The sequence below is a fragment of the Halopiger xanaduensis SH-6 genome (assembly GCF_000217715.1).
Classification (GTDB): domain Archaea; phylum Halobacteriota; class Halobacteria; order Halobacteriales; family Natrialbaceae; genus Halopiger; species Halopiger xanaduensis.
Genome location: NC_015658.1, coordinates 281,308 through 305,163 on the forward strand (window position 1 = coordinate 281,308; position 23,856 = coordinate 305,163).

The following is a 23,856-nucleotide window of genomic DNA, read 5'->3' on the forward strand; positions in this document are numbered from 1 at the left end:
AAGTCCTTCGGGAGATACGGAAATCCGCTCTCGAGGGGCGGCACTGCTGCTCGATCGTCTTGGCAGCCGACACTCGAGACAGATCGGGATCGAAAGCTACCGACTGCCGTCTCGACGAAACGGTAACCGGTGGTCAATCATCCTTCTTCGACGGCCACTTCCGGCCGCTCGCCTCGATCACGGCGCGCAGCTGCCGGCGCCGCTCCTCGAGGTCATCAAGCGCGTCGGCGAACTCCTCGTCCGAGACCGTCGGAACGCCCGCCTCGCGGAGGCGGTCGAGATCCGGCGCTGGGGGCGCCCGATCGGCGGGCTCGATCGTATCCGTGTACGCCTCGAGGTAGCTCTTGGCGTTCGAGCGCGCACTGCCGATGAGCGCGCTGTTCGGACGGTGCTCCTCGGGGATCCCGAACCGGAGGAGCGTCAGCGCCTCGTCGAAGACGACGACCGCTCTGGCCGAGGAGTCCAGCAGGTCCTCGCTCCGGTAGTAGTGGAGGATCGGGTGGATCTTGTGCTGGGCCCCGAGGTCGCTCAGCTCGGCCGAGAGCGAATCGAGCAGGTGGTGGAACTGGTCGAAGTCCTCGCCGTTCCAGCCGGTCGTGACGAACGTCTCGCCTCGCTTGCCGACGCCCAGGACGCTGTTCGCGTACGATCGACGGCCGATGACCCCCTCGAGAACCGAGATCACGTACGAGACGCCGAGCGTGACGAATAACATCCCGCTGGCCGTCGTCAAGGACGCGGCGATTTGCCACGCGCTGGATCCGGGATAGAAGTCGCCGTTTCCCATCGTGAACATCGTTTGAGCGACGAAGTAGAACCGTCCGATCCACGTGACCGGTCCCGTCGGACGGGAGTGAACGAGGGCGTTCTCGCCGCCGGCGAAGACGAGCGTCCAGCCGAGCCAGATGAGCCCGACCCACGTAAGAAGGTTCAGCGCGAGAATGAGCGGCCCGCCCAGCGAGAGCACTGATCCGCGATCGCCGCCGACCGTTCGAAGGCGGTGCCACGCACTGGTCATCAACCGTGACGAGAGCGGCCCCGCTCCCTTGTCGTCCCATAACGTCGTCCAGAACAGATCGACGATCGCGACGAGGAGACAGGCGACTCCGATCGCGAGAGACAGGAGCCGCACCGGCTCGATCGACTGAACCGTCCCGACGGCACTTGAAACGGGTACAAACGGACTGAATCCGGCCATTCCGGTACACGTACGAGGGAATCCCGGAAAACGTTGGTGCGGACACACCGATATCGAAACTCGACGGCGGTCGCGACGCTTCGAGGAGAGCGGTTTCGACCGCCACGACGGTCGACGAACACGAGATGTGAACTATCTCCGGAAGCGCAGGCACGTCCTATTTCGCCCGTGGGATGGAACGGTTCTCAGTGCATGTCCGTCGCGCCCGATCCGCCCGAGATCTTCGATCGAGCGGCCGAGGAAGGGGAACGGCGCCTGGATCAGTCGTGGCTCGAGTTGGTCTCGACCAGCTTTATCGCCGGATTCACGATCGTCTTCGGCCTCGCGGCGCTCGGCATCTCTCACGCGGTCCTCGAACCGCGGATCGGCGACGCCGCGAAGCTTCCGGGATCGCTCGCGTTCGGTCTCGGTCTCGTCATGCTGGTCGTCGGCCGGTCCGAACTGTTCAACGAGAACTTCTTCGACCCCGTCGCGACGGCGATCGAGCGAGACGACTCGTGGCTCGTCTGGCCGCTGCTCCGCCTGTGGACGGTGACGTTCGCGTTCAACCTCGTCGGCGGTGCCCTCTTCGTATTCGTGCTCTCCGTCGAGGGTGCGCTTCCCACCGGGACGGGCGAGGCGCTGGTGACGGTCGCCGAGGAGATCGTTCACCGGGGATCGAGAGGTATGTTTGCGGACGCCATCGCCGGGGGTGCGCTCGTGGCGTTGCTCTCCCACCTCCTCGAGTCGGTCGACGGCGTCGGCGGCCGAATCGCCATGGCGTACGTCGTCGGCATTCTGCTGGCGCTCGGGCCCTTCGATCACGTGATCGTTACCGTTCTCCACGTCTTCTTCGGGATCCAATTCGGTGCCGACATTGCCGTCGGTGCGCTGGGGCGGGTGACCGCCGTCGTGACGGCCGGAAATGTCGTGGGCGGGCTCGGCCTAGTCACGGTAAGTCACATCGCCCAGGTGGTGGGAGCCCGGGACGAACGCGACTGAACGCCGACGACGGTTCTGGAGCATAGTTCGCGTGTCCAGCACGCGTCACTGCGCCGGTGCCCGAAACGGGACCACCACCGTTCGCCCGATGGGGGCAACTCGAACCCGTCGACGAGCGGGGTCGTCGAGCGGCGGCCAGTTCGTCCCGGCCGTGGCTTGTTGGCGCCGACGGGTGTAGCCGCGAGCGTGTACACCGACATTCTGGTGCCGACCGACGGAAGCGAGTCGAGTGCCGCCGCGGTGGAACACGGAATCGAGATCGCCTCGCCACACGCGGCGACGGTCCACTTCCTCCACGCGGTCGACGTCGGGACGGAGATGTCCGCGTCCGGCCTCGGAAACATCGCGCCGGACCTCACGGAGACGCTCGAGTCGGAAGCCGAAGACGCGCTCGACGACGCGGTCGCTCGAGCCGAGGAGAGCGACGTCGCGTACGAGCGAACCGTTCTCGAGGGCGTGCCGCACGAAGTGATCGCCGAGTACAGCACCGAGAACGAGATCGATCTCATCGTCATGGGCGCGAGCGGTCGGTCCGGACTCGCGGACCACCTGCTCGGCAGTTCGACCGATCGCGTCGTCCGATCCGTCGAGACGTCCGTACTCATCGCGCGCCCCTCGTAAGTGGCCCGTTCCCGTAGCGGGCGGCGGTTGCCACCGCCGTTCTCAAACGGAAGCGAACTCGGATCGACGGCTATCCGCGCCGACCGGATCGGCCGCAACGAGTCCCGCACGGAGCCCGCGAAATCGAACCCGTTTTTCGCCGTCGTCCCTGCGGAGACCCGTGCGAACGACGGCGTCGGACCCGTTACGTTCGATCGCGATCCCGCTCGATCGATTCGTGGTGCTCGAGTAACTGCTGAATCCCCGCTCTGAGTGCTTCGCTTCGGGAGTGGTAGACGTCGTCTTCGACCAGTGACTCGAGGGCCGCGAGTTGATCGTCGGTCGCTCGAAAGGTAATGCGATTCAGCGTGCGATCGTTCTCGAGCCGAGAACGGCTGGCATCGGTCGACGCGGCGTTGGAAGCCGAACGACGCGTCATCGATATCCACCTCGGTCGGGTGCGGATCGGAACGATGGTCTGATTGGGTTTCGTCCGGTGACCATACCGCAGGAACGGTGTCGCCGTCAAAAAGGGCTCGCGTAGCGGAGTGAAAGTGAATTTGGAGCCCGTCCGGAGATCGGAACGGCTGCCTGGCAGGGTCGATTCGATCAGCGGTCGATCGGACGGAGTTCGATCCTCGAGTGGGGGAGAATTCGGCGGACGGCGTGACGGACAGCGTTATCCTCGTCGGGGCCGTGTACGTGATGCGGGCAACCGCAGGAAACCACCATGCCCGAAGATACGCAGTCATCACCCGAGCACAGCGCAGCCGCGCCCGATCGATTCGACCGACTCGAGGGCGCCGATTACGACCGCGTCAACGAGTTTCTCCGCGACCGTGTCGCCTTCACGGCCCGCGAGTGGGCGATCGCACGCCTCTGTTCCGACTTTCGGACCGGAACCGGCGTCGAGATGACGAAGATCGGGGACAATCTGCCCGAGCTCGTTCCCTTCATGGACGAACCGTACACCCGACAGGCCGTCTACCAGTCGCGACGCTCGTTCGAGGACAAGGTTCGCACCGCCGGCGCGACGTTTCTCTACGGCGCCTACGCCGACTTCTTCACGGCCGACGAACTCGACGATATCGTGTACGAGGCGACCGAGGTAGCGAGGTTCTTGATCGAAGTCGAAAGAGCGTCGCTTTCGGCTACTGCCGAGCGAGACGCGGAGGAACGGATCCGCGAAGCGATGGAGGCCGTCCATCGGGCGAGTCGCGACCTCCGCTACGACCACTGTCCGAACTGCGGGGCGAAACTCGACGCGGAGGCTATCGACTCCGACGGGGCATAATCGACGGATCGTACGGTCGCGGTTACTCGAGTAGCCCTGAGGATGTGGCGTCGGTCAGCGCGCGGTCCAGACGCGTTGGTACCGCACTTCTCCATCCAGCTAATTGATTCTGATATCGAGCCGATCACACCGGTCACGAACTTTTGACAGGCGACGCGAAGACTGACTCACGAGTACGCCGATCGCTCGAGTCGGGAGTAACGATATATGACTCCTGACCGAACAGCCTGTATGATCGATTTCGTTCTCGTCCCCGTCGACGGCAGCGACCCGGCGACCGTCGCGCTCGATTACGCCCTCGAGATCGCGGCCACCCACGGGGCGACGCTGCAATTGCTGTACGTCGCGGACACGAACAAACCGAGTCTTACACAGCAAGGGGGGTCCGTCGTCGACGTCCTCGAACAGGAGGGCGAAGACGTCCTCTCGGACGCACGCGAGCGAGCGGCCCGGCGAGACGTCCCCGTCACCGACGATATCGTTCAGGGCGATCCGCGGGAGGCGATCGTCGACGCAGCGGCGCCCGAATTCGTCGATCTCGTCGTCATGGGAACGCACGGCCGAGACAGCCTCGAGAGCTACGTCCTCGGGAGCGTCACGGAACACGTCGTCAACGCGTGTGAAACCCCCGTTCTGGCGGTTCGTCCGGACGAGGACGCGAGGCAACCGTACCCCTACGACGATCTTCTCGTGCCGACCGACGGGAGCGATAACGCGCGGAAAGCGATGGAATTCGCTGCGACGCTCGCGACGCAGTACGATGCAAGGCTGCACCTGCTTTCGGTCGTCGACGAACCCGCGCTCGGAGCGGCGGTCGGTTCCTCGCCAGTGCTCGACCGACTCGAGGATACTGCACAGGAAATCGTCGCCGAGGGCGCGGAGACTGTGAGAGAAGCGGGGGCTGACGATGTCAAGACGGCGGTCGAAACGGGTTCGGTGCCGGAGACTGTCCGCGAGTTCGCGACCGACGTCGGTGCCGAGCTGATAGTGATGGGAACGCACGGACGACGGGGACTCGACGAACGGTTGCTCGGGTCGACGACGGAGCGGGTGCTTCGAACGGCGCCGGTTCCCGTCTTGACGATCGGCGTCGCGGCAGATTGAGTTCCGTAGTGTGAGGGCGAACTGGTCGAGACCGCTACGAGAGTTGTCCCTGGTCGAGCGGATCCTCGATATCGCCCATAACCGCTTCCAAGAGGTCGGTAACGGTTATCAACCCGACCACCTCACCGTCCTCGATCACGAGCGCCAGTTCTTGCTGTTCCGTCTGGAACTGGTCGATCGCATCGCTGACGTCCGTATCGGGGGACATCGTCATCGGCGGGGCAGCAACTTCCGCGAAATCGATGCTACCGTCGGCCACTTCCTCGCGGTTTCTGACGAGGATCGGCGTGTAGACGATGCCGCGGAAGTCGGTAAGATCGTCGCCGACGAGGGGGTACCGCGTCTGGGGTCGCTCTTCCATTTTCTGAAAGTTCTCCTCCGGACGCGCTTCGGTAGACAGCGCGACGATCTCGTCCGGCGGAACCATCAGTTCACTGATGGGCTGTTCGCCGATCTGAAAGGCGTTCATCACTTCCTCGCGGCGTTCGTCAGGAATCTCGCCTTCCTCGAGAACCGATCCGAGCCGGTTGCGGAGATCAGCGCGCGATTCGATGACCTCGCGTTCGGTCTCACGCCAGGCGCCGGTCATCTCGATACCGAACAGTCGAAGCGTTCCCTTTGCGACTATGTCACCGAGTTTGATCGCCGGGGCGAGCACCTTCGCGAACCAGTACAGCGGGCGTGCACCGTACTTGCAGACTTGCTTCGAACGTTCGACGCCAAGGTACGTCGGCGTCTGTTCGCCGTGGGTGAGATGAACCAGGTTGATGAGGCCGAACCCCAGCAGCGAGCCGGCGCCGATCGATGCCAGTGCCGTATTCGCGAACAGCGGCTCGAACAGGGCCGCTAGCCCGGGTTCAGCGATGATCCCGAGTGCGATACTCGTCCCCGAGATCCAGATCTGACACGTCGTCAAATAGAACTCGAGGTCGTCGGTCATCTCCCAGGCGAGTTGAAGACTCGGCGTATCGAATTCCGATTTGGGGTATTGCCGAGCGCGCGTGAGGCCGAATTCGATCGCGACGAAGTAGGCGTTCAGGCCTATCAGCATGATACCAGCCAGTATTCGTCCGCCGATCTCGAGTGATTCCATCACCGGTAAAATGTTGTCATCTCATAAAATAATGCGTGGAATCAACGTGGTTTACGCGCTCGATACTAACTATTGAGTGATACCACGGGTAGTTTGTCTCACCCATATTCGAAGTAGTCCGAACAATCAGTACGGTAACAGATTTCAGAACCATATTTGCTGTCCGGCTACGTCAGACCGCTCGGTCACTTTCCGCCTGAGCCAGTAGATTCGTACCCGCTCAGGCGACCGATTTTCGATACCTATATCTGATTATCTTACCTATCTCGGCTTGGACATGTATGATTTGACCGGATTCCAACGTGACCTGCTGTATACGATCGCTGGTCAGGAGGAACCGCACGGCCTGGCGATCAAAGAGGAGCTCGAGAACTACTACGAAAAAGAGATCCATCACGGCCGGCTGTATCCGAATCTCGATACGCTCGTCGATAAGGGGCTCGTCGAGAAGGGCCAGGCCGATCGCCGAACGAACTTCTACACGGTCACCAAGCGCGGCCAGCGCGAGCTCGAGGCCCGCCGCGAATGGGAAGATCAGTACGTCGGCGACCTCCTTTCGTCCGAGTAAGGTCCGCGCCAGACACTGGACGCTTCTCGAGGACGGTTGCCGTACCGGCAGATAGTGGTACGATTTCGTCGTATTGCTCGAACGTGAATCCAGTGCTGCAGCCTACGGTATTCTATCGGTACGACGCTCAATGTGGCCGGCAGGTCAACTGGATTGAGCAGCGAATACTCTGCGCCGGTCACCAATTATTTTCACCAAAAAGAACTAAGTAATGTATTGTGGTAGAGTGTGGTGTTCGATAACAGCTGACGCTGTGTCGGACACGATTACCGTTCGGACGAGCGGGGGAGAAACAATGACAACAGACCAGATGCACCAAGAGATCGAGGAGTACCTCGGACGGGTACCAAGCTGGATGGAGCTGCTGGCAGAGCCAGCCAGCGAGCACAGTTGGGGGATCTTTCGCGATCTCGGCCTCGGGGAAACCGAACTGAGTCCGCGCGAGAAAGCGCTCATCGAATTGGGTGCAGCAGCGGCGATGAAGTGTCCGTACTGCACCTACTTCCACAAAGAAGAGGCGCGACTGTCAGCAGTGACGGACGACGAACTCGAAGAAGCCGTGAACCTGGCCAGCGTTACCAGTTACTTCTCGACGATACTTCACGGCAACGAGGTCGACTACGACGACTTCGTCGCCGAAACGGACGAGATCATGGCGTACGTCGGTGAACAAGAAAGCGCAGCGGCGGCGGACGACTAACTCGGTCGACAAGGGTCTCGTACCCCTTGTCGGTCTCGAGTTCCTGTATTGGGCCGCTCTCTGTAACACCGTCTTCTGAAAGCCTCTGGAGCGGTCGGTAGTCGTGCAACTAGAAGAAATACCCGCATTCACCACTCGGCGATGCTACCGTCTTCGTGGCGCCAGACAGGGTTGTACCACTTCACGTCGGCACGCGACTGTTCTCGCACGTACGACTCGTTCACGTCGATTCCAAGGCCTGGTTCGGTCGGTCGACTGACGTAGCCGTCGTCGAACTCGAACGTCCCGGGACCGTTCAGATACTGGAGCCCGACGCTCTCGGTTGGGTCGTGAAGCGAGAGATCCTGTTCCTGCATGACGGCGTTGTATGAGCAAAAGACCACTTGCAGGTTCGCCGCGAAGGCGATCGGACTCAACGGACAGTGCGGAACGACGGCCACGTCGAACGCCTCGGCCATCGTCGTAATCTTCCGTAGTTCCGTGATGCCGCCGACGTGCGTTACGTCGGGCTGGATGACCGTGACTGCGCCCTCGGTCCGTCGGCGACCGACCGGACCATTTCGACAACGGACTCGCTCGAATCGGAGCTCCAATCGATCCGAGAGAACGACCTCGCGTTTTCCAGAGAAGAACATTCCGAAGGCGTCGTTGGCGTCGGCATCTCGTTCGGCGTTGACGAGCGCGCGCCAGCCGCCGCTATCGGCGTGGCAGGCCCCTCGGATCGGCTGACCGGTCGGTACCTCCACGAAGACATCACCGGACAGGTACTCAGTACGGCGAAGACGATACAGGTCGAATTGACGAAGTAAGCTACGTCGTCAGCGACGGGAATCCTATCGGGCCACGAGGACGGGAACCGGTGACCGACGAACGACCTTTTCGGCGACGCTCCCGAGGAGGAGCCGCGAGATTCCCGTTTGGCTGTGGCTTCCGATGACGATCAGATCGATCGATTCTTCCTCGGCTTGCGCAACGATACGGTGATCCGGTTCGCCGGTGACGATCTTTGTTTCGAGCTCGCGGTCGTACTCAGTGGCCACCTCCGACGCGGACTCGAGGACGTCCGAAGCGTATTCCTGCGCTCGCTCACTGACGGGGATTTGCAGTTCGGGACCGACGGCTTGCGCCCAGCGACCGTCCGGGATTTCGATGACGTACAGGGCGATGACGGTTGCATCCGGAAAGTGTTCGAACGCGAACTCGAGGGCGTCGGTTGCCGGTGGCGATCCGTCGAACGGGACGAGAACTCGATCGGCCATACTGAACGGATTTCGTTAACGACCATAAATGTAGTACCGGACTCGGGCACTCGAGCACTCGGACAACTCGAGGGCACCGCCGAATAGTGTTCATCACGCCCGCACACCCGCCTGGGCCGGATCACGACGCCGCGCTGTTGCTCCTCAACGCCGTCGAATCCTGCTATCCGATCGACATCGACGAACGGGAGTTACACCGACGCGCAGCCGAGATGAAACAGTACTACGAAGAACTCACGTCTCGACTCGCGGCGCTCAAACAGGGGGAAAGAGGGATCGACGAGCGCGACTTTCCCGAAGACCGAATGTACATGTAAACCGTACGAGACGCGTACTGGTTCGGTACCGAGCCGCGTCCTCGTGGCGTAAACGACGTAGTCGGCGATCGACGCAAGTACTGACGCCGACCGATCGCGACTCGAGCGCATCGGACGGATCAAAATCGGCGTCGCAGTGGCGAACGAGCGACGGCCGCTGGGGAAGAACGAAGAGCGTCCGAGTGGAACGTCGACGCATGTACGATCGAATCCTGCTCGCCGTCGACGGAAGCGACGAGGCCGAACGAGCCGCGAGACGCGGACTCGAGTTCGCTCGCGTTTTCGACGCGACCGTCGACGTCCTCCACGTCGTCGAGCAGCGGGCGGTGAAACTCGCAACGACCGCCCAGAAGGAGCGACTCCGAGAGCGGGGGACGGCCGTTCTCGAGCGGATCGAAGCGGTCGCGTCCGATATCGGACACCCCGTAACGACGGCGATGAGAGAGGGAAAACCCTCGGCGCAGATCAGCGACTACGCAACCGATCGAGACGCGTCGCTGATCGTGATCGGACGGCAGGGGTTGACCGGGGTCGGAAAGCGACTTCTCGGCGGCGTGACGGAGCGGTTGCTCCGTCGGAGCGACGTCCCCGTCTTCGTCGTTCCGAAAGCTGCGCCGGACGAGACGGGGGATTACTCCGACGTGCTCGTCCCGACGGACGGCAGCGAGATTGCGGCCGACGCCGCACGACACGGCGCCGCGGTCGGACGGCGGTACGACTCGACGGTCCACGTGCTGAACGTCGTCGATCTGCAAGCTGCGGGCGGTGCGTTCAATGCAGGTGGCCTCGATCGTGAATTCGTCGGGCGACTCGAAGCGGACGGCGAATCGATCGTCGAAGACGTAGCGACGGAGATCGACGGCGCTGCTCCCGACGTGACGACCGCCGTCGTGCGAACGACGTCGTTCGGCGGCGTCGCTGCCGGCGTCCGCGAGTACGTCGACGAGAACGATATCGATCTCATCGTCATGGGTGCGCGCGGCCGGTCGAACCTCGGACGGCAGGTCCTCGGGAGTGTTACCTCCGCCCTCTTACGGACGGTCGAGATCCCGGTTCTGGCCGTTACGCGGTCATCGTGACGACGGACGATCCGGCCACCCCGTTCGGACGAGGGCCGGACTTATTGACCCCGTCATCGAACGTCGGCGTATGTACGATCACATTCTCGTTCCGACCGACGGACGCGAGGGCACCGAACGGGCGATCGACGAAGCCGTCACCCTCGCCCGCGAAAACGGTGCGACACTCCACGCGCTCTATGTCGTTAATTCGGCCGCGATCGCGCCCGGAATCGAATTCGCCGACCTCGAGGACGTTGGTCAGCAGGCGGTCGAATACGTCCGTGATCGTGCGACGGACGCAGGCGTCGAACACGTCGTCTGCGACGTGACACACGGACTCCGCCATCGCGCGATCCTCCAGTACGCCGAGGAACGCGATATCGATCTCATCGTGATCGGTCGCCACCGAGAGCTGGACCATCTCGTATACGGCAGCGTATCGAAACAGGTCTCCGAGAAAGCACCGGTCCCGGTATTAGTAATCGAATGACAACCCCGGGATCGGAGTCACCGTATCCGGAGGGTACGTTCGATCGGAATCCGAGGCACAGTCTATAACTGTCACGCGAGACCGTCCGACGATTCCGCCTCGAGCCGCCACCTGAAACGCTCGATTTGGCGCGTGAGCGACCAGCAAAGTGACCGTTCGCTCTCGGTCAGTTCACTCCCTTTTGGACGCTATGCAGCATCTCAGCGGATGGGTGTAAATCACCGACGCACGAACAGGGGCGGTATAACGAGGTAACGGCCTGATTTCGATAACGTCGATTCCATCCCGTGTATGCGAGCAGCAATTCGACAGGATTGCCAATGAGATATAAGGGAGTCGGACGATAAATCCCGTATGAACGAGCCCGATCAAGGAAACTCCGACCGGCGAATCCAATCGCTCGAACGGGGGTTCGAGGTACTCGAGTACCTCTACCGGGAAGGGGAGACCACCGTCTCCGAGCTGGCGGCTGCGCTAGATCTATCGACGAGCACGGCTCATATCTATTTGAAAACGCTCAGTGATCTCGGCTACGTGAAAAAAGCGGCGTCGAAATACTCGCTCAGCCACCGCTTTCTTCGATTCGGTACAAAGACGCGAAAGCAGGCGGATATCTATCAAGCGGCGCTCTCAGAAGTCGATAAACTGGCCGACGAAACGAACGAAGTTTCCGCACTCGGCGTTCCGGAGCGGGGAAAACGAGTCCTGTTATACAAGTCGGAGAGTTCCGAGGCAGTATACGATAATCCGCCAGCGGGCGAGTACACGTACATGCATTGGACCGCGCTCGGAAAAGCGATACTCGGTCACTTGCCGCGCGATCGGGTCGAAGAAATAATCGATCAACACGGACTCCCCGCCAGAACCCAACAGACGATCACGGAAGAGTCCGAACTGTTTGACGAGTTAGCGACGATCAACGAAACCGGGTACGCCGTCGAAGACGAAGAGCGGTGGAACGGGATTCGGTCGGTTGCAGTGCCGATCCTCGATAACGAAACTGTCGTCGGCTCAATTTCTGTCTCAGGTCCGAAAAATAGATTCGACCGAGATCGGATCGAATCCGAATTAGTCACCGATCTTATGCAGTCAAAAAACGTAATTGAAGTCAGATTAGCGCACGAATGATCGCTTTCCACAACGCCGCTGTGATGGATTTTCTTCCCGCGTTCATCCTGAAACAGACACTCTAGATGAGTGATTTTTACTGTATAGTGGCAGTGTACTGAATAGTTGTGATTATAGGATAATTGCCAAGATAAAGTTGGAACTATTCATATTATATTTAGTTGATAATTTCATCCGGAATGGCCCTCAGTTGCTGTGAAAGCATCGCCATCCATAGTTCGATGAAGCCACACCTATCAGTCCATTACAAGCATACAAGTGTAATTTGAGATTAGAACACGTCGTCTTTCAGCGCGTCGACTTCGTCCAGTAACAGCCGGCCGGTTGCCGCAGTCGAGTCGTCGTCGACGGCCATACGGTACGTCGGGCCGCCGACGGTGAACGCACCGAGGACATCGCCATCCGGGCCCGTGACCGCCGCTCCGATTGACCGATATCCCTCGATCAGTTCTTCGTCATTAACAGCGTATCCGCGGCGTCGAATCGTCTCGAGTTCCTCGAACAGCGTCGATTCACTGGTGATCGTCTGCTCGGTCGTCGCGGGCAGTCCCCAGCGATCGAGGATCGATCGAACGTGATCTTCGGACATGGCAGCTAACATCGCCTTTCCCGAGGCGCAGTTGTGCATGTGAAACCGGTTGCCGGCTCGGAACGGGCTCGATTCCGAAACGCCGCGCGTCGACTCGCTAAGCGCGTACTCGAGCGAGTAGGCGCGGCCGTTTTCCTCCACGATGAAGTCGGCCTCGTTGCCCGTCTGCTCGGCGAGCGAGTAGACGCGTCGACGCGCCGGCGCATACAGGGGGTTCCGGTGGCGCGCGTGTTCGCCGAACGGGAGGAACTCGAGTCCGACGTGATACGCGTCGCCCTCGCGAACGAGAAAGCCCTCGTCGACCAGCGTGTGGAGGTGGTTGTGGATGGTGCTCTTGGCCAGGTCGAGGCGATCGGCCAGCTCGCTCAGCGTCGCACCGTCGGTGTCGCGAATCGCACGGACGATCGCGAACGACGTTTTCGTCGTCTTGACCGGGCGCGGCCGACTGTCAGTCATTGGTCGATCGATCGGATGCCGGCTCCATAAGCGTTCGGAATGTGTGAACAGAGTGGCTGGACAAATGTAGTACTTTATCATTATAGGATCGGGAGAAAGTGACAGACGATTACTTTGGTTACCGTCCTTCGCGAAATCGACCTCGAGTATATGAGCGTGAGAGTAACTGACAGCCGATCCGACCGCGACCGACGGATCCAACACAGCTAGATTGAAGTTCTCGTACGAAATGTGTGAACAGAGGTGCCACGAATTAGTGGGTGTGTCATGGTCCCTCCAAACATCGTAGATTCCCCATTGCATCGTCCCGAAAGGCTGTTCGCATGTTCACGTATCCCGAATGTGTCACAGCATCGTTATTCACACGGTTCAAAGGTTCGGAATACGGGACAACCGGAATGACCGCCCGAAACGACGGCGCCGAGAGACCGCTCGAATCGATCGGGTCAGGTCGAACGAAAAGCGAACGAGAACGCCGGAGGTAGCAGTGACGAGGAAAACGACCGGTTCGACCGCGGTTAGTCGTCTTTCGTCGTGACGTCCGCGGAGAGGCCCTGGGCCATCTCGATCTCCTTGGAGTTGTTCAGCGTCCAAGCGGTTCGTTCGGTGACGGCTTCGATCACTTCGCGGCCGCTCGGGTAGCCGTTGCCGGACTTGCCGACGCCGCCGAAGGGCAGGTGGACCTCCGCGCCGATACACGGCAAGTTCCCGTAGGCGAGCCCGACCTCGGCGTTGTCGCGGTAGTAGTTGATCTCGCGGTAGTTCTCGGAGATGATCGCGCCCGCCAGTCCGTATTCGGTGTCGTTGTGGATCTCGACGGCGTCCTCGATGTCGCCGGAGTATTCCATAAGGGCGACGTGGGGACCGAAGACCTCCTCCTGTGTACAGCGGAGGTCGGCCTCGTGATCGGCCTCGTAGACGAACGGGCCGACCCAGTGGCCGTCCTCGTGGCCGTCCGGAATCTCGTCGTCGTCCAGTTCGTCCCGGTCGACGAGTACGTCGACGTCCTCGTTGCGGGCGAGTTCGTTGTACTCGAGGACCTTCTCCTTGTGCTCGCCCTCGACGAGCGGTCCCATGAAGGTATCCTCCTCGAGCGGGTCGCCGACGGCGATGTTCTCGGCGACGTCGACGAACCGTGCTTTGAACTCGTCGTAGATATCCTCGTGGACGATCAGGCGCTCGCTCGAGACGCAGCGCTGGCCGGTCGTCTTGAAGCTCGACATGACCGCCGAGTGGACGGCCGTATCGAGGTCGGCCTCGTCGGTAATGACGACGGCGTTCTTCCCGCCCATCTCGCAGGCTGCGAGCTTGCCGGGCTGCTCGGCGACGGAGCGGGCGACCTGCTGGCCGACCTCGGCCGATCCCGTAAACAGGACGGTGTCGACGCGCTCGTCCTCGACGATGGCCTCGCCGGCGTCGCCGAAGCCCTGCACCATGTTGAAGACGCCGTCGGGAATGCCGGCGTCCTCGAACATCTCGGCGACGATCTGGGCGCACCACGGCGTCTGCTCGGCGGGCTTCCAGACGACGGTGTTGCCCTCGACCAGCGAGACGGCCATATGCCAGAACGGGATGGCGACCGGGAAGTTCCACGGCGTGATACAGCCGATCACGCCGCGGGGCTTGCGGCGCATGTACGCGTCCTTGCTCGCGATCTCGGACGGGACGACGTCCCCGTGGGGGTGGCGAGCGTTGCCGGCGGCCCACTCGACCATGTGAGCGGCCTCGACGACGTCGGCCTTCCCCTCGGAAATCTCCTTGCCGCACTCCTTGGTGACGATCTCGCCGAGTTCGTCCGTCCGCTCGCGCAGCTCGTGGTAGATGTCCCAGAGGTACTCCGCGCGGTCGATGTGCGAGAGTGCGCGCCACTCCTTTTGCGCTTCGTCCGCGGCCTCGAGGGCCGCATCGACGTCGGCTTCGGTCCCGCGGTGGAACGTGCGGAGCGTCTCGCCGGTCGCCGGATTCTTGCTCTCGAACGTCTCGTCGCCCGCGCCAGTCGTCCACTCGCCGTCGATGTAGTGTCGGTCGGGCTGGGCCGTGGTCTGCTGACTCATACGATATCGATGCCGGATCACCCCCGAATAAGCAGGGCCTCCCATGGTCGGGTTCGGTTCCGACGGTTGACGGCTCGAAGACGGAAATCGGACAGATGGCGGATGGTACCGGGAGTCAATATGTTTATAGCGGTGACGACGAAACGTACGATACGGACAAACACATGAGTAGTACGAGTTCGACGACGACAGCGGCGGGAGCGACGGACGGGACTCGGCTGACGCTCGAGATCTGGCATCCGGACTGCTGGGGGATTCAGGCGACGGAAGCCGTCGACGCCGGCCTGCTCATCCACACCGTCCACCGGACCGTCGACGAGACCGTCAAGGGACACTTCACCGTGTACGCCGACACGACGGCCCAACTCGACGAGTTCGTCGCCTTCGCCGACGAGTCGCCCCTGACGCGCTCGGCGGTCGAACTCGGTGGGCGACCGGCCAGTACGGCGCCGAATCCGGGTAATGCGACTCGCGAGTTGTTCGTCGAGTACGAGCCCGAACACAGTATCAGCGACACGCTCGTTTCCCACGGCTTCATCCACGACGCGTCGGTCCGCGTCGAAGGCGGCGTCGAACACTGGCCGGTCTTCGTCGCCGACGATCGCTCGCAGGTTCGGGACCGCCTCGAGACGATCCGCGCCGAGACCGACGCCGAGATCACGGTCAGCAAGATCGGCTCGGCCGACGGGGGCGGGGGATCGACGGACTCGGGGCCGGTCGATCGCCTCGACCGTCTCACGCCGCGCCAACGAGACGCGTTCGAACTCGCCTGCGAACGGAACTACTACGCCTGGCCCCGCGAGATCAACACGCGCGAACTCGCCGACGAACTCGGCGTCTCGAAGACGACGCTGCTCGAGCACCTCCGAAAGGCGGAGGCGAAACTTCTCAATCCCGACGCCGCGTGACGCTCGCCCACTTATATTCGCTAGTTTAGAGGGCGAATCTTTTGGTCGGGTATCGATTTAGGAGGGATCCCTCCCAGTTGTTCGATATGATTCCCCCGATCGCCAGCCGATTCGTCGCCGGTACGACCGCGTCCGGCGCGCTCGATCACGTCGCCGACTGCAACGACGATGGCCTCGGCGGTATCGTGAACCTGCTGGGCGAACACTACCACGAGCGCGAACCCGCCGACGAGGACGCCGACGCGTACTGCCACCTCGTCTCCGAGTTGGCCGCTCGCGACCTCGAGGGAAGCGTCTCGGTCAAACCCTCCCAGATCGGCATCGACGTCGGCCCGGACGTCTTCGCGGAAAACTTCGACCGGATCGTCGAGACCGCCGCCGAAGAAGACGTGTTCGTCTGGTGCGACATGGAGGATCACACGACGACCGATACGACGCTCGAGGCCGTCGAATCGGCTGCGGAGACGTACCCACACGGCGTCGGGGTCGCCATTCAGGCGAACCTCAAACGCACGCGCGACGATCTGCGTCGCCTGGCCGATGTCCCCGCGGCGGTCCGCCTCGTGAAAGGCGCCTACGACGAACCCGCGTCGGTCGCCTACCAGACGAAAGCCGAGGTCAACCAGGCTTACGAAGGGCACCTCGAGTTCCTCTTCCAGGAATTCGATCGCGGCGTCGCGGTCGGCAGTCACGATCCGACGATGCTCGAGACCGCCGTCGACCTCCACGAGGAGTACGGGACGCCATTCGAGGTCCAGATGCTCATGGGTGTTCGCGAGGACGCCCAGCGCCGACTCGCGGCGGAGGGCTACGAAGTCAACCAGTACGTCCCCTACGGGGGCAAGTGGATGCAGTACTTCTACCGACGAGTCCGCGAGCGCAAGGAGAACGCGCTGTTCGCGCTGCGTGCCGTCGTCGGCGTGTGAACTGCGGGGCCTGGACGTAGCGGTTCCGGACCGTCCGGCGACAACCGGGACAGTACTGGTTTGCGGCCCGGAGCGAGCGATAGCTGTAGTTTAGCGCGACATATTTTCAACCAGCTCCTACATTAAAGAACGGGTAGATCCGGTAGTCTTATATGTGGGTAGTAACCACACAACGACGATGTCTGTGAGTAACATGGTCGGTCAGGTCTGGTTGTTCGGACCGTTCGCCGTGTACCTCGTGATGCTCGGCGTCTATTACGTGTGGGAGGGAAAGCGAGAGAAACGACTCCGTCAAGAGTACGAGGAGGCGAACCATGGCCAGTGAGGGGATCGCCGGCTCCGCCGGAATCTGGGTCCTCGGAACGTTCGCGGCGTATCTCCTCGTGCTGCTGGGGATCGGGCTGTACTCCTCCCGACTCATGGACACCGTCGACGACTACGTCATCGGCGGTCGAAGCGTCGGTCCCGTCGTGACGGGCTTTTCCGAACGCGCCTCCGAGATGAGCGGCTGGCTGACGCTCGGCGTCCCCAGCGACGCGTTCGGAACGGGCGTGATGGCGTTCTACAACGGCCTCGGCATGATCCCCGCCGACCTGTTCGCGTGGGCGGGACTCGCGAAGCGACTCCGGAAGTACACGGAGATCGTCAAGACGGTCACGCTGCCGACGTTCTTCGAGACGCGGCTCCAGGACGACACCGGCCTCGTCAAGGGCGTTTCCGCGGTCGTCCTCATGATCTTCGAGGGCGGCTACGTCGGCGCCCAGATCGTCGCCGCCGGGACGCTGCTGGAAGTGCTCACCGGCGTCGAGCCGCTCGTCGGCATCCTCGTGGGCGGGCTCATCGTCGTCGGCTACACCATCCTTGGCGGCTACTTCGCCGTCGCCTGGTCCGACTACTTCCAAGGCGCGATCATCCTGGGCGCATTCATCGTCCTGCCGATCATCGCGTTTACGAACTACGGGCTCCCGTTCGACAATCTCGCGTCCGTCGGAAGTTCGTACACGAGCGTCACGGCCGGCATGACCGGCTGGGCCGCCGTCTTCGGCATCATCAGCTACGCGGCCATCGGGCTCGGGATCCCCGGGAACCCGCACGTGATGGTGCGGTTCATGGGGATCGACGAGGTCAAGAACATCCGCCTCGCGGCGATGGTCGCCCAGCTGTTCATGTTCGTCGCGTACCTCGGCGCCGGCTTCGTCGGGCTGTACGCGCTGGTCGCCTTCGGCCAGGGCGGCATCGAGGACCCGAACAACGTCATGCCGATGCTCACCCTCGAGTTCTTCCCCGGCGCCGTCGCGGGAATCATCCTCGCAGCGGCCCTCGCTGCGATGATGTCCAGCGCCGACTCGCAGCTGCTGGTCGCGACCAGCGCCATCGTCGAGGACGTCTACCACGGCTACGTGAACCCGAACGCGAGCCAGGAGAAGCTCGTCCGGTACTCGCAGATCGTCACGCTCGCGCTCGGTGCGGCCAGCATCGCCTTCGCCTACCTCGCGAAGGACACCCCGATCTACACGCTCGTCCTCGACTACGCCTGGGGCGGTCTCGGCGCCGCCATCGGCCCGACGCTGATCGCGGCCCTGTGGTGGAAACGCGTCACCGCCACGGGCTCCGTTGCAAGCATGATCGTCGGAGCGACGACGATGATCCTGTGGACCCAGCTGTCGGCGGCCCTCGAGGCGCTCGGCCTCTCGGGTGCCGTCGAGAGCTCGGCGTTCCTCTCCGGACTCGTCGGCGTCTACGGGCTCTTCCCGGCCTTTATCCTCTCGGTGACGACGCTGATCGTCGTCTCGCTGCTCACGCGCCCGCCGGAGGGCGTCGACGAGCACTTCGACGTCTTCGACAAGCCGCTCTCGGCGCTCTCGAGCAGCGAGAGCCCGACGGGCACTCCCGATTACGTCACCGACGGCGGTCGCGACGTCGACCCGAAAGCCGTAACGGAGACCGACAACATTCGCGCCCACGTCGCCGCCAGCGACTACTGGGAGAAAGAGGAGGGTGACGAGTAGATGAGCGGCGCTCGTCGGACCGACGCCGCGTCCCCGCCAGCTCGGGGCGACCGCCGCGAGCGGGCGGAACTGTCCGTCATCACACCGGCAGTCGCGCGAGACGACGTCGACTCGGACGGCCGCGTCGGCGCCGTCGCGTATCCCTACCGCGTCTACGACGCCGTCGCGACCGTCGGCCGGCCGCTGCTGTCGGACCGCGAGCTCGAGTACGTCGTTACCGTCGATCGCTCCCGGCGACTCGCAGTTCGTGCGGACACGTTCCCGGAGACGACGGACCGGACGGTCAAGGACGTCCTCGTCATCCCGTCGGAACTCTCCGACGAGCAGACGGGAGAGAAGGCCGACGACGCCGTCTTCAACTGGACGCTCCGGAAGGTCGCCGTGAGCTCCGCGCCGGACGTGCGCTTCGAGCGATCGGTCGACGCCTACAAGCTGTTCTGGATCGCGTCACGACCCGACGGCGACGTCATCGTCGACAGCGTCCGCGGCACCGAATCGCCGCTCGAGGACTGAGCCGGTCCCCTTTGATCGGTTGGCGGTGACGTTTCTCCCTCTCTCGAAGAGTGGCTGACTCGAGTAGTCGGATCGACTATCGCTAATGTGTGTGGTTTCACTGTCTAGTGTAGCATCTCCGTCAGCATCCATTGGTTGACTAACTGATTCGACCGTTGCGTGCCATAGTAGTGTCCTAATCATTCAATATACCCGGTGACGATAGCCTGACCGCCCATCCACGAAATGTGGAAGCGGTGAGCCGCAGTTTGAGCGTGTAAAATCACTTCTCGAGGCGGTTTCGATCGGCGTAGGAGGGGTACCGTTTAACCGAAACGAGTAGAGCCAGTCAGATAGCCGTAGCTATCAACGTGAAGCACAGATCGAAGAGATTGTGCTTTCCTAATCGCTTTCTATGGGAAAACAGCAGCTGGATTGGTGCCTCGACAGCCGAAAACTGCGACGTCGAGAATCAACCGTGAGTCGGACAATATCTCATTATACGCCCAATACCAACTCTCGTCAGTATTGGAAGAAAACGGATGTATTAGATCACGATACGATCGAATTTGACGTCCTCCTACGGCTGAAGCCGTAGGATTCACGGGCGTTGGGATATTATGGTTTGCAGTCAGCAACCTGTTCTCGGCCGGCTACTACGCCGGTGTATTTATCGAACAGACGGACTGCTGGCTGCGCCAACCAGCCGTTACTCCTCTCCTTCGCAGGACTCGGAGTTACCGTTGCTCGCATGTTCTCTGCTGCGTTCAGATCTGCGTTCGCCACTAACCCACAATCATCACAGACGTATAACCCACGTTCCACACGATTCGCCGAGGCTTTCATTCCGCATGCACAGCACGTCTTCGATGTTCGGTGCCCAGCTTCATCAACTCGGGTCACGCTGATTCCGCGTTCCTCGGCTTTGTACTCGATCATGTTGATGATCGTGTCGAACGGCCAGTCGTGGATCTTCTTGTTCCCGTGGCGTCCCCATTCAGCGTCATCACGGATATCTTTCGGGTGCCCGACAGCGATTTCACCGACGCCGCGATCGGCACATTGCTCGACGATGTCTCGCGTCAACGCGTGGAGTGAATGCTTCCGGCGTCGATCTTTCTTCTTCCGCGCCCACTCAGCTTTCTTCGATGGGCCGGCTTCACCTTCCGTGTCGTATTCGACGTGGCGGAAGTAGTGGATGTCCTCTTTGACGGCGTTTCCTGGGTAGAGCAGCGTTTCATCACCGATCGACACGGCAGCCACGTTGCTGATGCCGAGATCAATGCCAGCTGTTTTCTCGCCCAGGACTTCTGACTGCTCAATGGCGACGTTGCAGACGAAGTGGAGTTCCCAGTCATCGCCGTTCCAGACGGCTCTGACCTGCTGGACACTCTCAACGTCGGCAAGATCAACGTCCGGTCTAGTTTCGTACGAACACAGAACAAAATCACTTCGGTGTTCCTTCAGATTCCGTCCTTTACTGAGACGGACGTATCCATGCTTAGCATCGAGTTTGAAGCCCTTCTGCTTGAACGTGACCGTGGACCGGGGATGCTCGTCACCTCGTTTCCGATAGCCTGAGGGTTATCGTCTGGATCGTTGCTGGCGTACCAGCCGTTGAACGCTTCAGCGAGCTCTTGGAGAACTCGCTGACTGGACTGTGAGTGCAGGTCCCTGTAGCGTTCGTGGCGTTTGAGGTATGACGTGAGTTCATTGTGATCTGGGATGTGACTGGTAGCGTTCCAGATATGTTGGATGTGCCAGCGGCCGACGTTCCAGAGTTTGGAGGCGGCGAACGCGAGCGAATCGAGATCGGCACGCACCTGTGACTGATTACGGAAACTCGCTTTGAAGGTGCGCGTCACGACCCGATTCGCCATACCTGAGTCGTGTTCGGTGATTGTTGTAAAGAGTTGGATTTCTCAGTGAATATCCTGCCGGCGGTCAGGCCGGTGGTTGGTAAATCCTGTGTCGGCTTCATCCCACCGCTAAAGCAGGTGGGCTTTCGCCTTGCCCCGCTGTAAACACCGCAGGATTGACGCGTTCACGCCGCCGGTAACTGCAACCAGCGCGAATAACCCCTAGATCGCCGTCGACCGCTCAAGGTCGAACTCGTCGACGAGGAACGAGACTGGGATCTCAAGCATGCTGACCAGACTCGTGAGGCTGGCGAGGAGTACGACGAGGAAGAAGACTGCGCCGAGGAGTCGTCCGCCGGGCAGGCGATTCTCCGTCTGCCGGTCACCTCGATGCCGCGTCGTCGACGGCGTACTCGGAAATCCACGGCGGCATCGATCGATCCTTCGACCAGCTGAACAGGGGCCGTTTCTCGTTCGCATAGTAGTAGCGGTAGGCGTCGACGTAGTCGTCGGCCGTCCACTCTCCCGTTAATTGCGGTGGGTCCTCCCGTCCCACCGTCGGCCACTCAAGGTCGCGAACGTGCTCGTCGTCCAGCGATCGAACGACGGCCCACGAGCCATGATAGTCCGCAGGCTCGTGGTCCCATCGATAGCGCCACTCCTCGTGAGCTGCCTCAGTGTAGTCGCGCAAGTACTCCCAGTTAGCGAGCGAGCGGGCCGCCCAACCGGTCAGTGGGTTATCCGGGTGCGTGAAGTACAGGTCGTCCGACTCGGGGTACCCGTTCAGTTGGACCGCGGTCGTCAACACCATCGAACACTCGAAGACGCTGCTGGTGACGTGGCGATCAACAAGCCATGTCGCGGTTCGCACAAGGTCGCGATCGAGCCAGAAGGCGTTGACCATCGATCGAAGATACGTGAGGTGGACAGATAGTGGTTCCACAGGTACTTCCGCTGACTGTTACTGTGGAGACTATGGGTACGACGCTCCTAGGCCGAACTCCTATTACAGTTCTCGAGCCACGCCCGAAGATCGTAGTTCCTGTTGTTCGAACCGACGAAGGCGGGACACGGATCGTGCCCTAACGCGACCAAGGGACCTCGAACTATACGTCGCCGTACGTGTGTGCGGAGACTCACTACGGAGCATTTTGGGCGTCGAGACCGAAGTCGAACGAAAGATGGGACGCTCGAACGCGACTGCATCGGCCGGTGTCGGCCGCATTGAGACGAGCGGACGCGTCTTGCCCCGACGGACCGACGCCGTCGTCAAGGTGGACGTTCCGTGAACGTGCTCTATCTCGGTCTCGGCGTTCTCCTTCTCGTCGTCACGAACGTGCGCTCGAGCGTCGAGAGTTACCTACAGACGCTCCAGAGCGCGTTCATCGAGCCGGCGTCCGGCACCCCGCCCACGGCTGATCTCGAACCGCTTCGCGATGCGGACGTGTCGACCGTTCTCGATCGGCAGTTCGAGGCGGCGGTCGTGACCTGAACGAACGCCGGCGGACGTTGCTCGGCCTCGCCGAGTCAGACATTCGACAATGGCCGGTGGACTGAACGCCTCGTTCACACGCCCGTCGTTACTCGTCATTGGACGTCCCTCGCTCATCCTCGTCGCTTCGAGATTCGAATCCGTCGTCCGATTCGTCCGAACGCTCATTGTCATCGTCTCCCTCGTCGCTGCTCGAGTCGGCCGGTGCGACGGCTCCTTCGCCCGTTCGCTCCGGGGCCTTATCCGAGGTCGGTTCGGGATCGGTTCCTTCGAGGGCCGGATACGCCTGTTCCGGATGGGGACCCGCCGCCTCGCTGGCTTCGTCAGCCATTGCCGCCTCCGAGAGGTCGATCTCAGTCGGTTCGTCGTCGTTATGAGGGTGCAACCGCGGGTCGTGGGCGGTCTCGTCCTCGAGGTGCGTCTCTCGGTGAGGGGCGCCCTGTTCACCCTCGACGAATCGAATGTCGCTATTTTCGTCCCCTTGATCGTCGGTTTCAACGTCGGACCTGTCGGACATCCCTCTCGGATTCGGTTCCGTCTCTGACTGGTAGACGCTCGCCGACTCGTCGGCGTTTCGCTGGGCGCCGAGATCCCCTGCTGCTTCGATATGCGCGTCGTCTGAGACCCGCTTTTCCCCGGCCTCGTCCCGTCGAGCGTCGGCGCCGGTTTCGACGGCATCCTTGCCCCGCACAACCTGTCGCTGGCGGGCACCGAAACCGACCAGTCCGGCGCCGGCCATGGCCAGCACAGCCGTCGTCGCACGGCTTTGGGTCTTCCGACCCGCCGTCAGCGCCGACGCGAGCGTCGCGCCGCCGGCGAGCATCGCCAGCGAACCGTCTCGACCGCGGGCTTCGAGCACCGAGCGGATGCGCACTGTGGTTGACTGAGCAGTACTGGAGCCGTCAGCCGTCTCGAGAGACTGTGATGACATTGTGGATTGGCGGTCGTAACGAGCCGTGATCGCGTACCCGGTCGCAAGATCCGTACGAAATTCCCCTACGCTTTGAACACGGTTGAATCCTCTACCGGCAACCGCTCGTGGTCGGTGACCGTCACCTCGCGTAGTCGTCACCGAAAAGCAACCGTCCAAACCTAATCGATCGTTCCTCCACTCGCACGATCGACCACAACCCGCCGGTCCGCCAACGGAACTCCCGGTTAACCCGTCACGTTCGCACTCGATCCTGAAGCCTCGAGCAAATCGCAGCAGTCTCGAGCATGAAGTGGACGGACGACGACGGTGATGTCGCTTCGGGGAGAATACGCAACCCGGCGGTC

At 61.7% G+C, this 23,856-nt stretch carries 26 protein-coding genes and 2 pseudogenes; 17 read left to right on the forward strand and 11 right to left on the reverse strand.

The genetic code is table 11. The features are described from left to right. Nucleotides 1-133: 133 nt before the first annotated feature. Nucleotides 134-1,132, reverse strand: a complete 999-nt coding sequence (locus tag HALXA_RS18870) for a potassium channel family protein (protein WP_085940353.1) — start codon at nucleotides 1,130-1,132, stop codon at nucleotides 134-136. A 258-nt stretch (nucleotides 1,133-1,390) separates the two neighbouring features. On the opposite strand from HALXA_RS18870, the gene HALXA_RS18875 reads away from it, so the two are divergent. Beyond that, nucleotides 1,391-2,179 carry a formate/nitrite transporter family protein gene (locus HALXA_RS18875; protein WP_013875863.1) on the forward strand — a complete coding sequence of 263 codons (789 nt, stop codon included), beginning with the start codon at nucleotides 1,391-1,393 and terminating at the stop codon, nucleotides 2,177-2,179. 186 nt (nucleotides 2,180-2,365) lie between these two features. Further along, entirely contained in the window at nucleotides 2,366-2,800 is a 435-nt protein-coding gene (locus HALXA_RS18880) for a universal stress protein (RefSeq protein WP_013875864.1), read from the forward strand. A 184-nt stretch (nucleotides 2,801-2,984) separates the two neighbouring features. Here HALXA_RS18880 and HALXA_RS18885 read toward each other — a convergent pair whose 3' ends face one another. Then, nucleotides 2,985-3,218, reverse strand: a complete 234-nt coding sequence (locus HALXA_RS18885; RefSeq protein ID WP_013875865.1) for a ribbon-helix-helix domain-containing protein — start codon at nucleotides 3,216-3,218, stop codon at nucleotides 2,985-2,987. A 291-nt stretch (nucleotides 3,219-3,509) separates the two neighbouring features. Here HALXA_RS18885 and HALXA_RS18890 point away from each other — a divergent pair, with 291 nt between their 5' ends. Continuing rightward, nucleotides 3,510-4,073: a DUF5806 family protein gene (locus HALXA_RS18890; RefSeq protein WP_013875866.1), complete on the forward strand. Its 564-nt coding sequence runs from the start codon at nucleotides 3,510-3,512 to the stop codon at nucleotides 4,071-4,073. Between the two features lie 231 nt (nucleotides 4,074-4,304). Beyond that, entirely contained in the window at nucleotides 4,305-5,177 is an 873-nt protein-coding gene (locus HALXA_RS18895) for a universal stress protein (RefSeq protein ID WP_013875867.1), read from the forward strand. 34 nt (nucleotides 5,178-5,211) lie between these two features. On the opposite strand, the gene HALXA_RS18900 is transcribed toward HALXA_RS18895, so the two are convergent. Further along, nucleotides 5,212-6,270 (reverse strand): CNNM domain-containing protein, encoded by a 1,059-nt coding sequence (locus tag HALXA_RS18900; protein ID WP_013875868.1) that lies wholly within the window; start codon nucleotides 6,268-6,270, stop codon nucleotides 5,212-5,214. Between the two features lie 277 nt (nucleotides 6,271-6,547). On the opposite strand from HALXA_RS18900, the gene HALXA_RS18905 reads away from it, so the two are divergent. After that, nucleotides 6,548-6,838, forward strand: coding sequence for a PadR family transcriptional regulator (locus tag HALXA_RS18905; RefSeq protein WP_013875869.1), 291 nt, complete (start codon nucleotides 6,548-6,550; stop codon nucleotides 6,836-6,838). 295 nt (nucleotides 6,839-7,133) lie between these two features. Further along, nucleotides 7,134-7,538, forward strand: coding sequence for a carboxymuconolactone decarboxylase family protein (locus HALXA_RS18910; protein ID WP_013875870.1), 405 nt, complete (start codon nucleotides 7,134-7,136; stop codon nucleotides 7,536-7,538). 128 nt (nucleotides 7,539-7,666) lie between these two features. On the opposite strand, the gene HALXA_RS18915 is transcribed toward HALXA_RS18910, so the two are convergent. After that, entirely contained in the window at nucleotides 7,667-8,173 is a 507-nt protein-coding gene (locus HALXA_RS18915) for an enolase C-terminal domain-like protein (RefSeq protein WP_280985415.1), read from the reverse strand. On the opposite strand from HALXA_RS18915, the gene HALXA_RS18920 reads away from it, so the two are divergent. After that, the gene (locus HALXA_RS18920; protein WP_280985418.1) at nucleotides 8,135-8,347 is read left to right on the forward strand and encodes an IclR family transcriptional regulator domain-containing protein; all 213 of its coding nucleotides are present in this window, start codon (nucleotides 8,135-8,137) and stop codon (nucleotides 8,345-8,347) included. The genes HALXA_RS18915 and HALXA_RS18920 overlap by 39 nt on opposite strands. Nucleotides 8,348-8,371: 24 nt before the next feature. Here the strand turns inward: HALXA_RS18920 and HALXA_RS18925 are convergent, their stop codons facing one another. Further along, nucleotides 8,372-8,797, reverse strand: a complete 426-nt coding sequence (locus HALXA_RS18925) for a universal stress protein (RefSeq protein ID WP_013875871.1) — start codon at nucleotides 8,795-8,797, stop codon at nucleotides 8,372-8,374. 86 nt (nucleotides 8,798-8,883) lie between these two features. On the opposite strand from HALXA_RS18925, the gene HALXA_RS18930 reads away from it, so the two are divergent. The 4 genes from HALXA_RS18930 to HALXA_RS18945 all read left to right on the forward strand — a co-directional run bounded on the left by HALXA_RS18930 (nucleotide 8,884) and on the right by HALXA_RS18945 (nucleotide 11,793). After that, nucleotides 8,884-9,114: a hypothetical protein gene (locus HALXA_RS18930; RefSeq protein WP_049895541.1), complete on the forward strand. Its 231-nt coding sequence runs from the start codon at nucleotides 8,884-8,886 to the stop codon at nucleotides 9,112-9,114. A gap of 197 nt (nucleotides 9,115-9,311) precedes the next feature. Continuing rightward, the gene (locus tag HALXA_RS18935; protein WP_013875872.1) at nucleotides 9,312-10,193 is read left to right on the forward strand and encodes a universal stress protein; all 882 of its coding nucleotides are present in this window, start codon (nucleotides 9,312-9,314) and stop codon (nucleotides 10,191-10,193) included. A gap of 70 nt (nucleotides 10,194-10,263) precedes the next feature. Beyond that, entirely contained in the window at nucleotides 10,264-10,665 is a 402-nt protein-coding gene (locus HALXA_RS21215; RefSeq protein WP_013875873.1) for a universal stress protein, read from the forward strand. A gap of 354 nt (nucleotides 10,666-11,019) precedes the next feature. Continuing rightward, nucleotides 11,020-11,793, forward strand: coding sequence for an IclR family transcriptional regulator (locus HALXA_RS18945; protein ID WP_013875874.1), 774 nt, complete (start codon nucleotides 11,020-11,022; stop codon nucleotides 11,791-11,793). A gap of 271 nt (nucleotides 11,794-12,064) precedes the next feature. Here the strand turns inward: HALXA_RS18945 and HALXA_RS18950 are convergent, their stop codons facing one another. Continuing rightward, the gene (locus HALXA_RS18950; protein ID WP_013875875.1) at nucleotides 12,065-12,838 is read right to left on the reverse strand and encodes an IclR family transcriptional regulator; all 774 of its coding nucleotides are present in this window, start codon (nucleotides 12,836-12,838) and stop codon (nucleotides 12,065-12,067) included. 518 nt (nucleotides 12,839-13,356) lie between these two features. After that, nucleotides 13,357-14,892, reverse strand: a complete 1,536-nt coding sequence (locus HALXA_RS18955; protein ID WP_013875876.1) for an aldehyde dehydrogenase family protein — start codon at nucleotides 14,890-14,892, stop codon at nucleotides 13,357-13,359. Nucleotides 14,893-15,056: 164 nt separating this feature from the next. Here HALXA_RS18955 and HALXA_RS18960 point away from each other — a divergent pair, with 164 nt between their 5' ends. The 5 genes from HALXA_RS18960 to HALXA_RS18975 all read left to right on the forward strand — a co-directional run bounded on the left by HALXA_RS18960 (nucleotide 15,057) and on the right by HALXA_RS18975 (nucleotide 19,248). Further along, nucleotides 15,057-15,800 carry a helix-turn-helix domain-containing protein gene (locus HALXA_RS18960; RefSeq protein ID WP_049895545.1) on the forward strand — a complete coding sequence of 248 codons (744 nt, stop codon included), beginning with the start codon at nucleotides 15,057-15,059 and terminating at the stop codon, nucleotides 15,798-15,800. A gap of 86 nt (nucleotides 15,801-15,886) precedes the next feature. Continuing rightward, nucleotides 15,887-16,726, forward strand: a complete 840-nt coding sequence (locus HALXA_RS18965; RefSeq protein WP_013875878.1) for a proline dehydrogenase family protein — start codon at nucleotides 15,887-15,889, stop codon at nucleotides 16,724-16,726. A 178-nt stretch (nucleotides 16,727-16,904) separates the two neighbouring features. Then, nucleotides 16,905-17,051: a hypothetical protein gene (locus tag HALXA_RS22275; protein WP_013875879.1), complete on the forward strand. Its 147-nt coding sequence runs from the start codon at nucleotides 16,905-16,907 to the stop codon at nucleotides 17,049-17,051. Beyond that, nucleotides 17,041-18,735 carry a sodium/proline symporter gene (locus HALXA_RS18970; protein WP_013875880.1) on the forward strand — a complete coding sequence of 565 codons (1,695 nt, stop codon included), beginning with the start codon at nucleotides 17,041-17,043 and terminating at the stop codon, nucleotides 18,733-18,735. Before HALXA_RS22275 ends, HALXA_RS18970 begins: the two co-directional genes overlap by 11 nt. Further along, on the forward strand, nucleotides 18,736-19,248 hold the full coding sequence (locus tag HALXA_RS18975) for a hypothetical protein (protein WP_013875881.1): 513 nt from the start codon (nucleotides 18,736-18,738) through the stop codon (nucleotides 19,246-19,248). A gap of 597 nt (nucleotides 19,249-19,845) precedes the next feature. Here HALXA_RS18975 and HALXA_RS21220 read toward each other — a convergent pair. The 3 genes and pseudogenes from HALXA_RS21220 to HALXA_RS18995 form a co-directional block, all read right to left on the reverse strand. Next, nucleotides 19,846-21,107 (reverse strand): annotated as a pseudogene (locus tag HALXA_RS21220) (RNA-guided endonuclease InsQ/TnpB family protein). Between the two features lie 139 nt (nucleotides 21,108-21,246). Then, nucleotides 21,247-21,449, reverse strand: a pseudogene (locus HALXA_RS22870) (sodium-dependent transporter); the annotation flags it as partial. 19 nt (nucleotides 21,450-21,468) lie between these two features. After that, the gene (locus HALXA_RS18995) at nucleotides 21,469-22,029 is read right to left on the reverse strand and encodes a hypothetical protein (protein WP_245550135.1); all 561 of its coding nucleotides are present in this window, start codon (nucleotides 22,027-22,029) and stop codon (nucleotides 21,469-21,471) included. Nucleotides 22,030-22,371: 342 nt separating this feature from the next. Between HALXA_RS18995 and HALXA_RS19000 the strand changes: the two genes are divergently transcribed. Further along, nucleotides 22,372-22,578, forward strand: a complete 207-nt coding sequence (locus tag HALXA_RS19000; protein WP_049895553.1) for a hypothetical protein — start codon at nucleotides 22,372-22,374, stop codon at nucleotides 22,576-22,578. An 88-nt stretch (nucleotides 22,579-22,666) separates the two neighbouring features. Here the strand turns inward: HALXA_RS19000 and HALXA_RS19005 are convergent, their stop codons facing one another. Then, a complete protein-coding gene (locus tag HALXA_RS19005) occupies nucleotides 22,667-23,509 on the reverse strand; it encodes a hypothetical protein (protein WP_148263709.1) in 843 nt (280 codons plus the stop codon). Nucleotides 23,510-23,856: the final 347 nt, after the last annotated feature.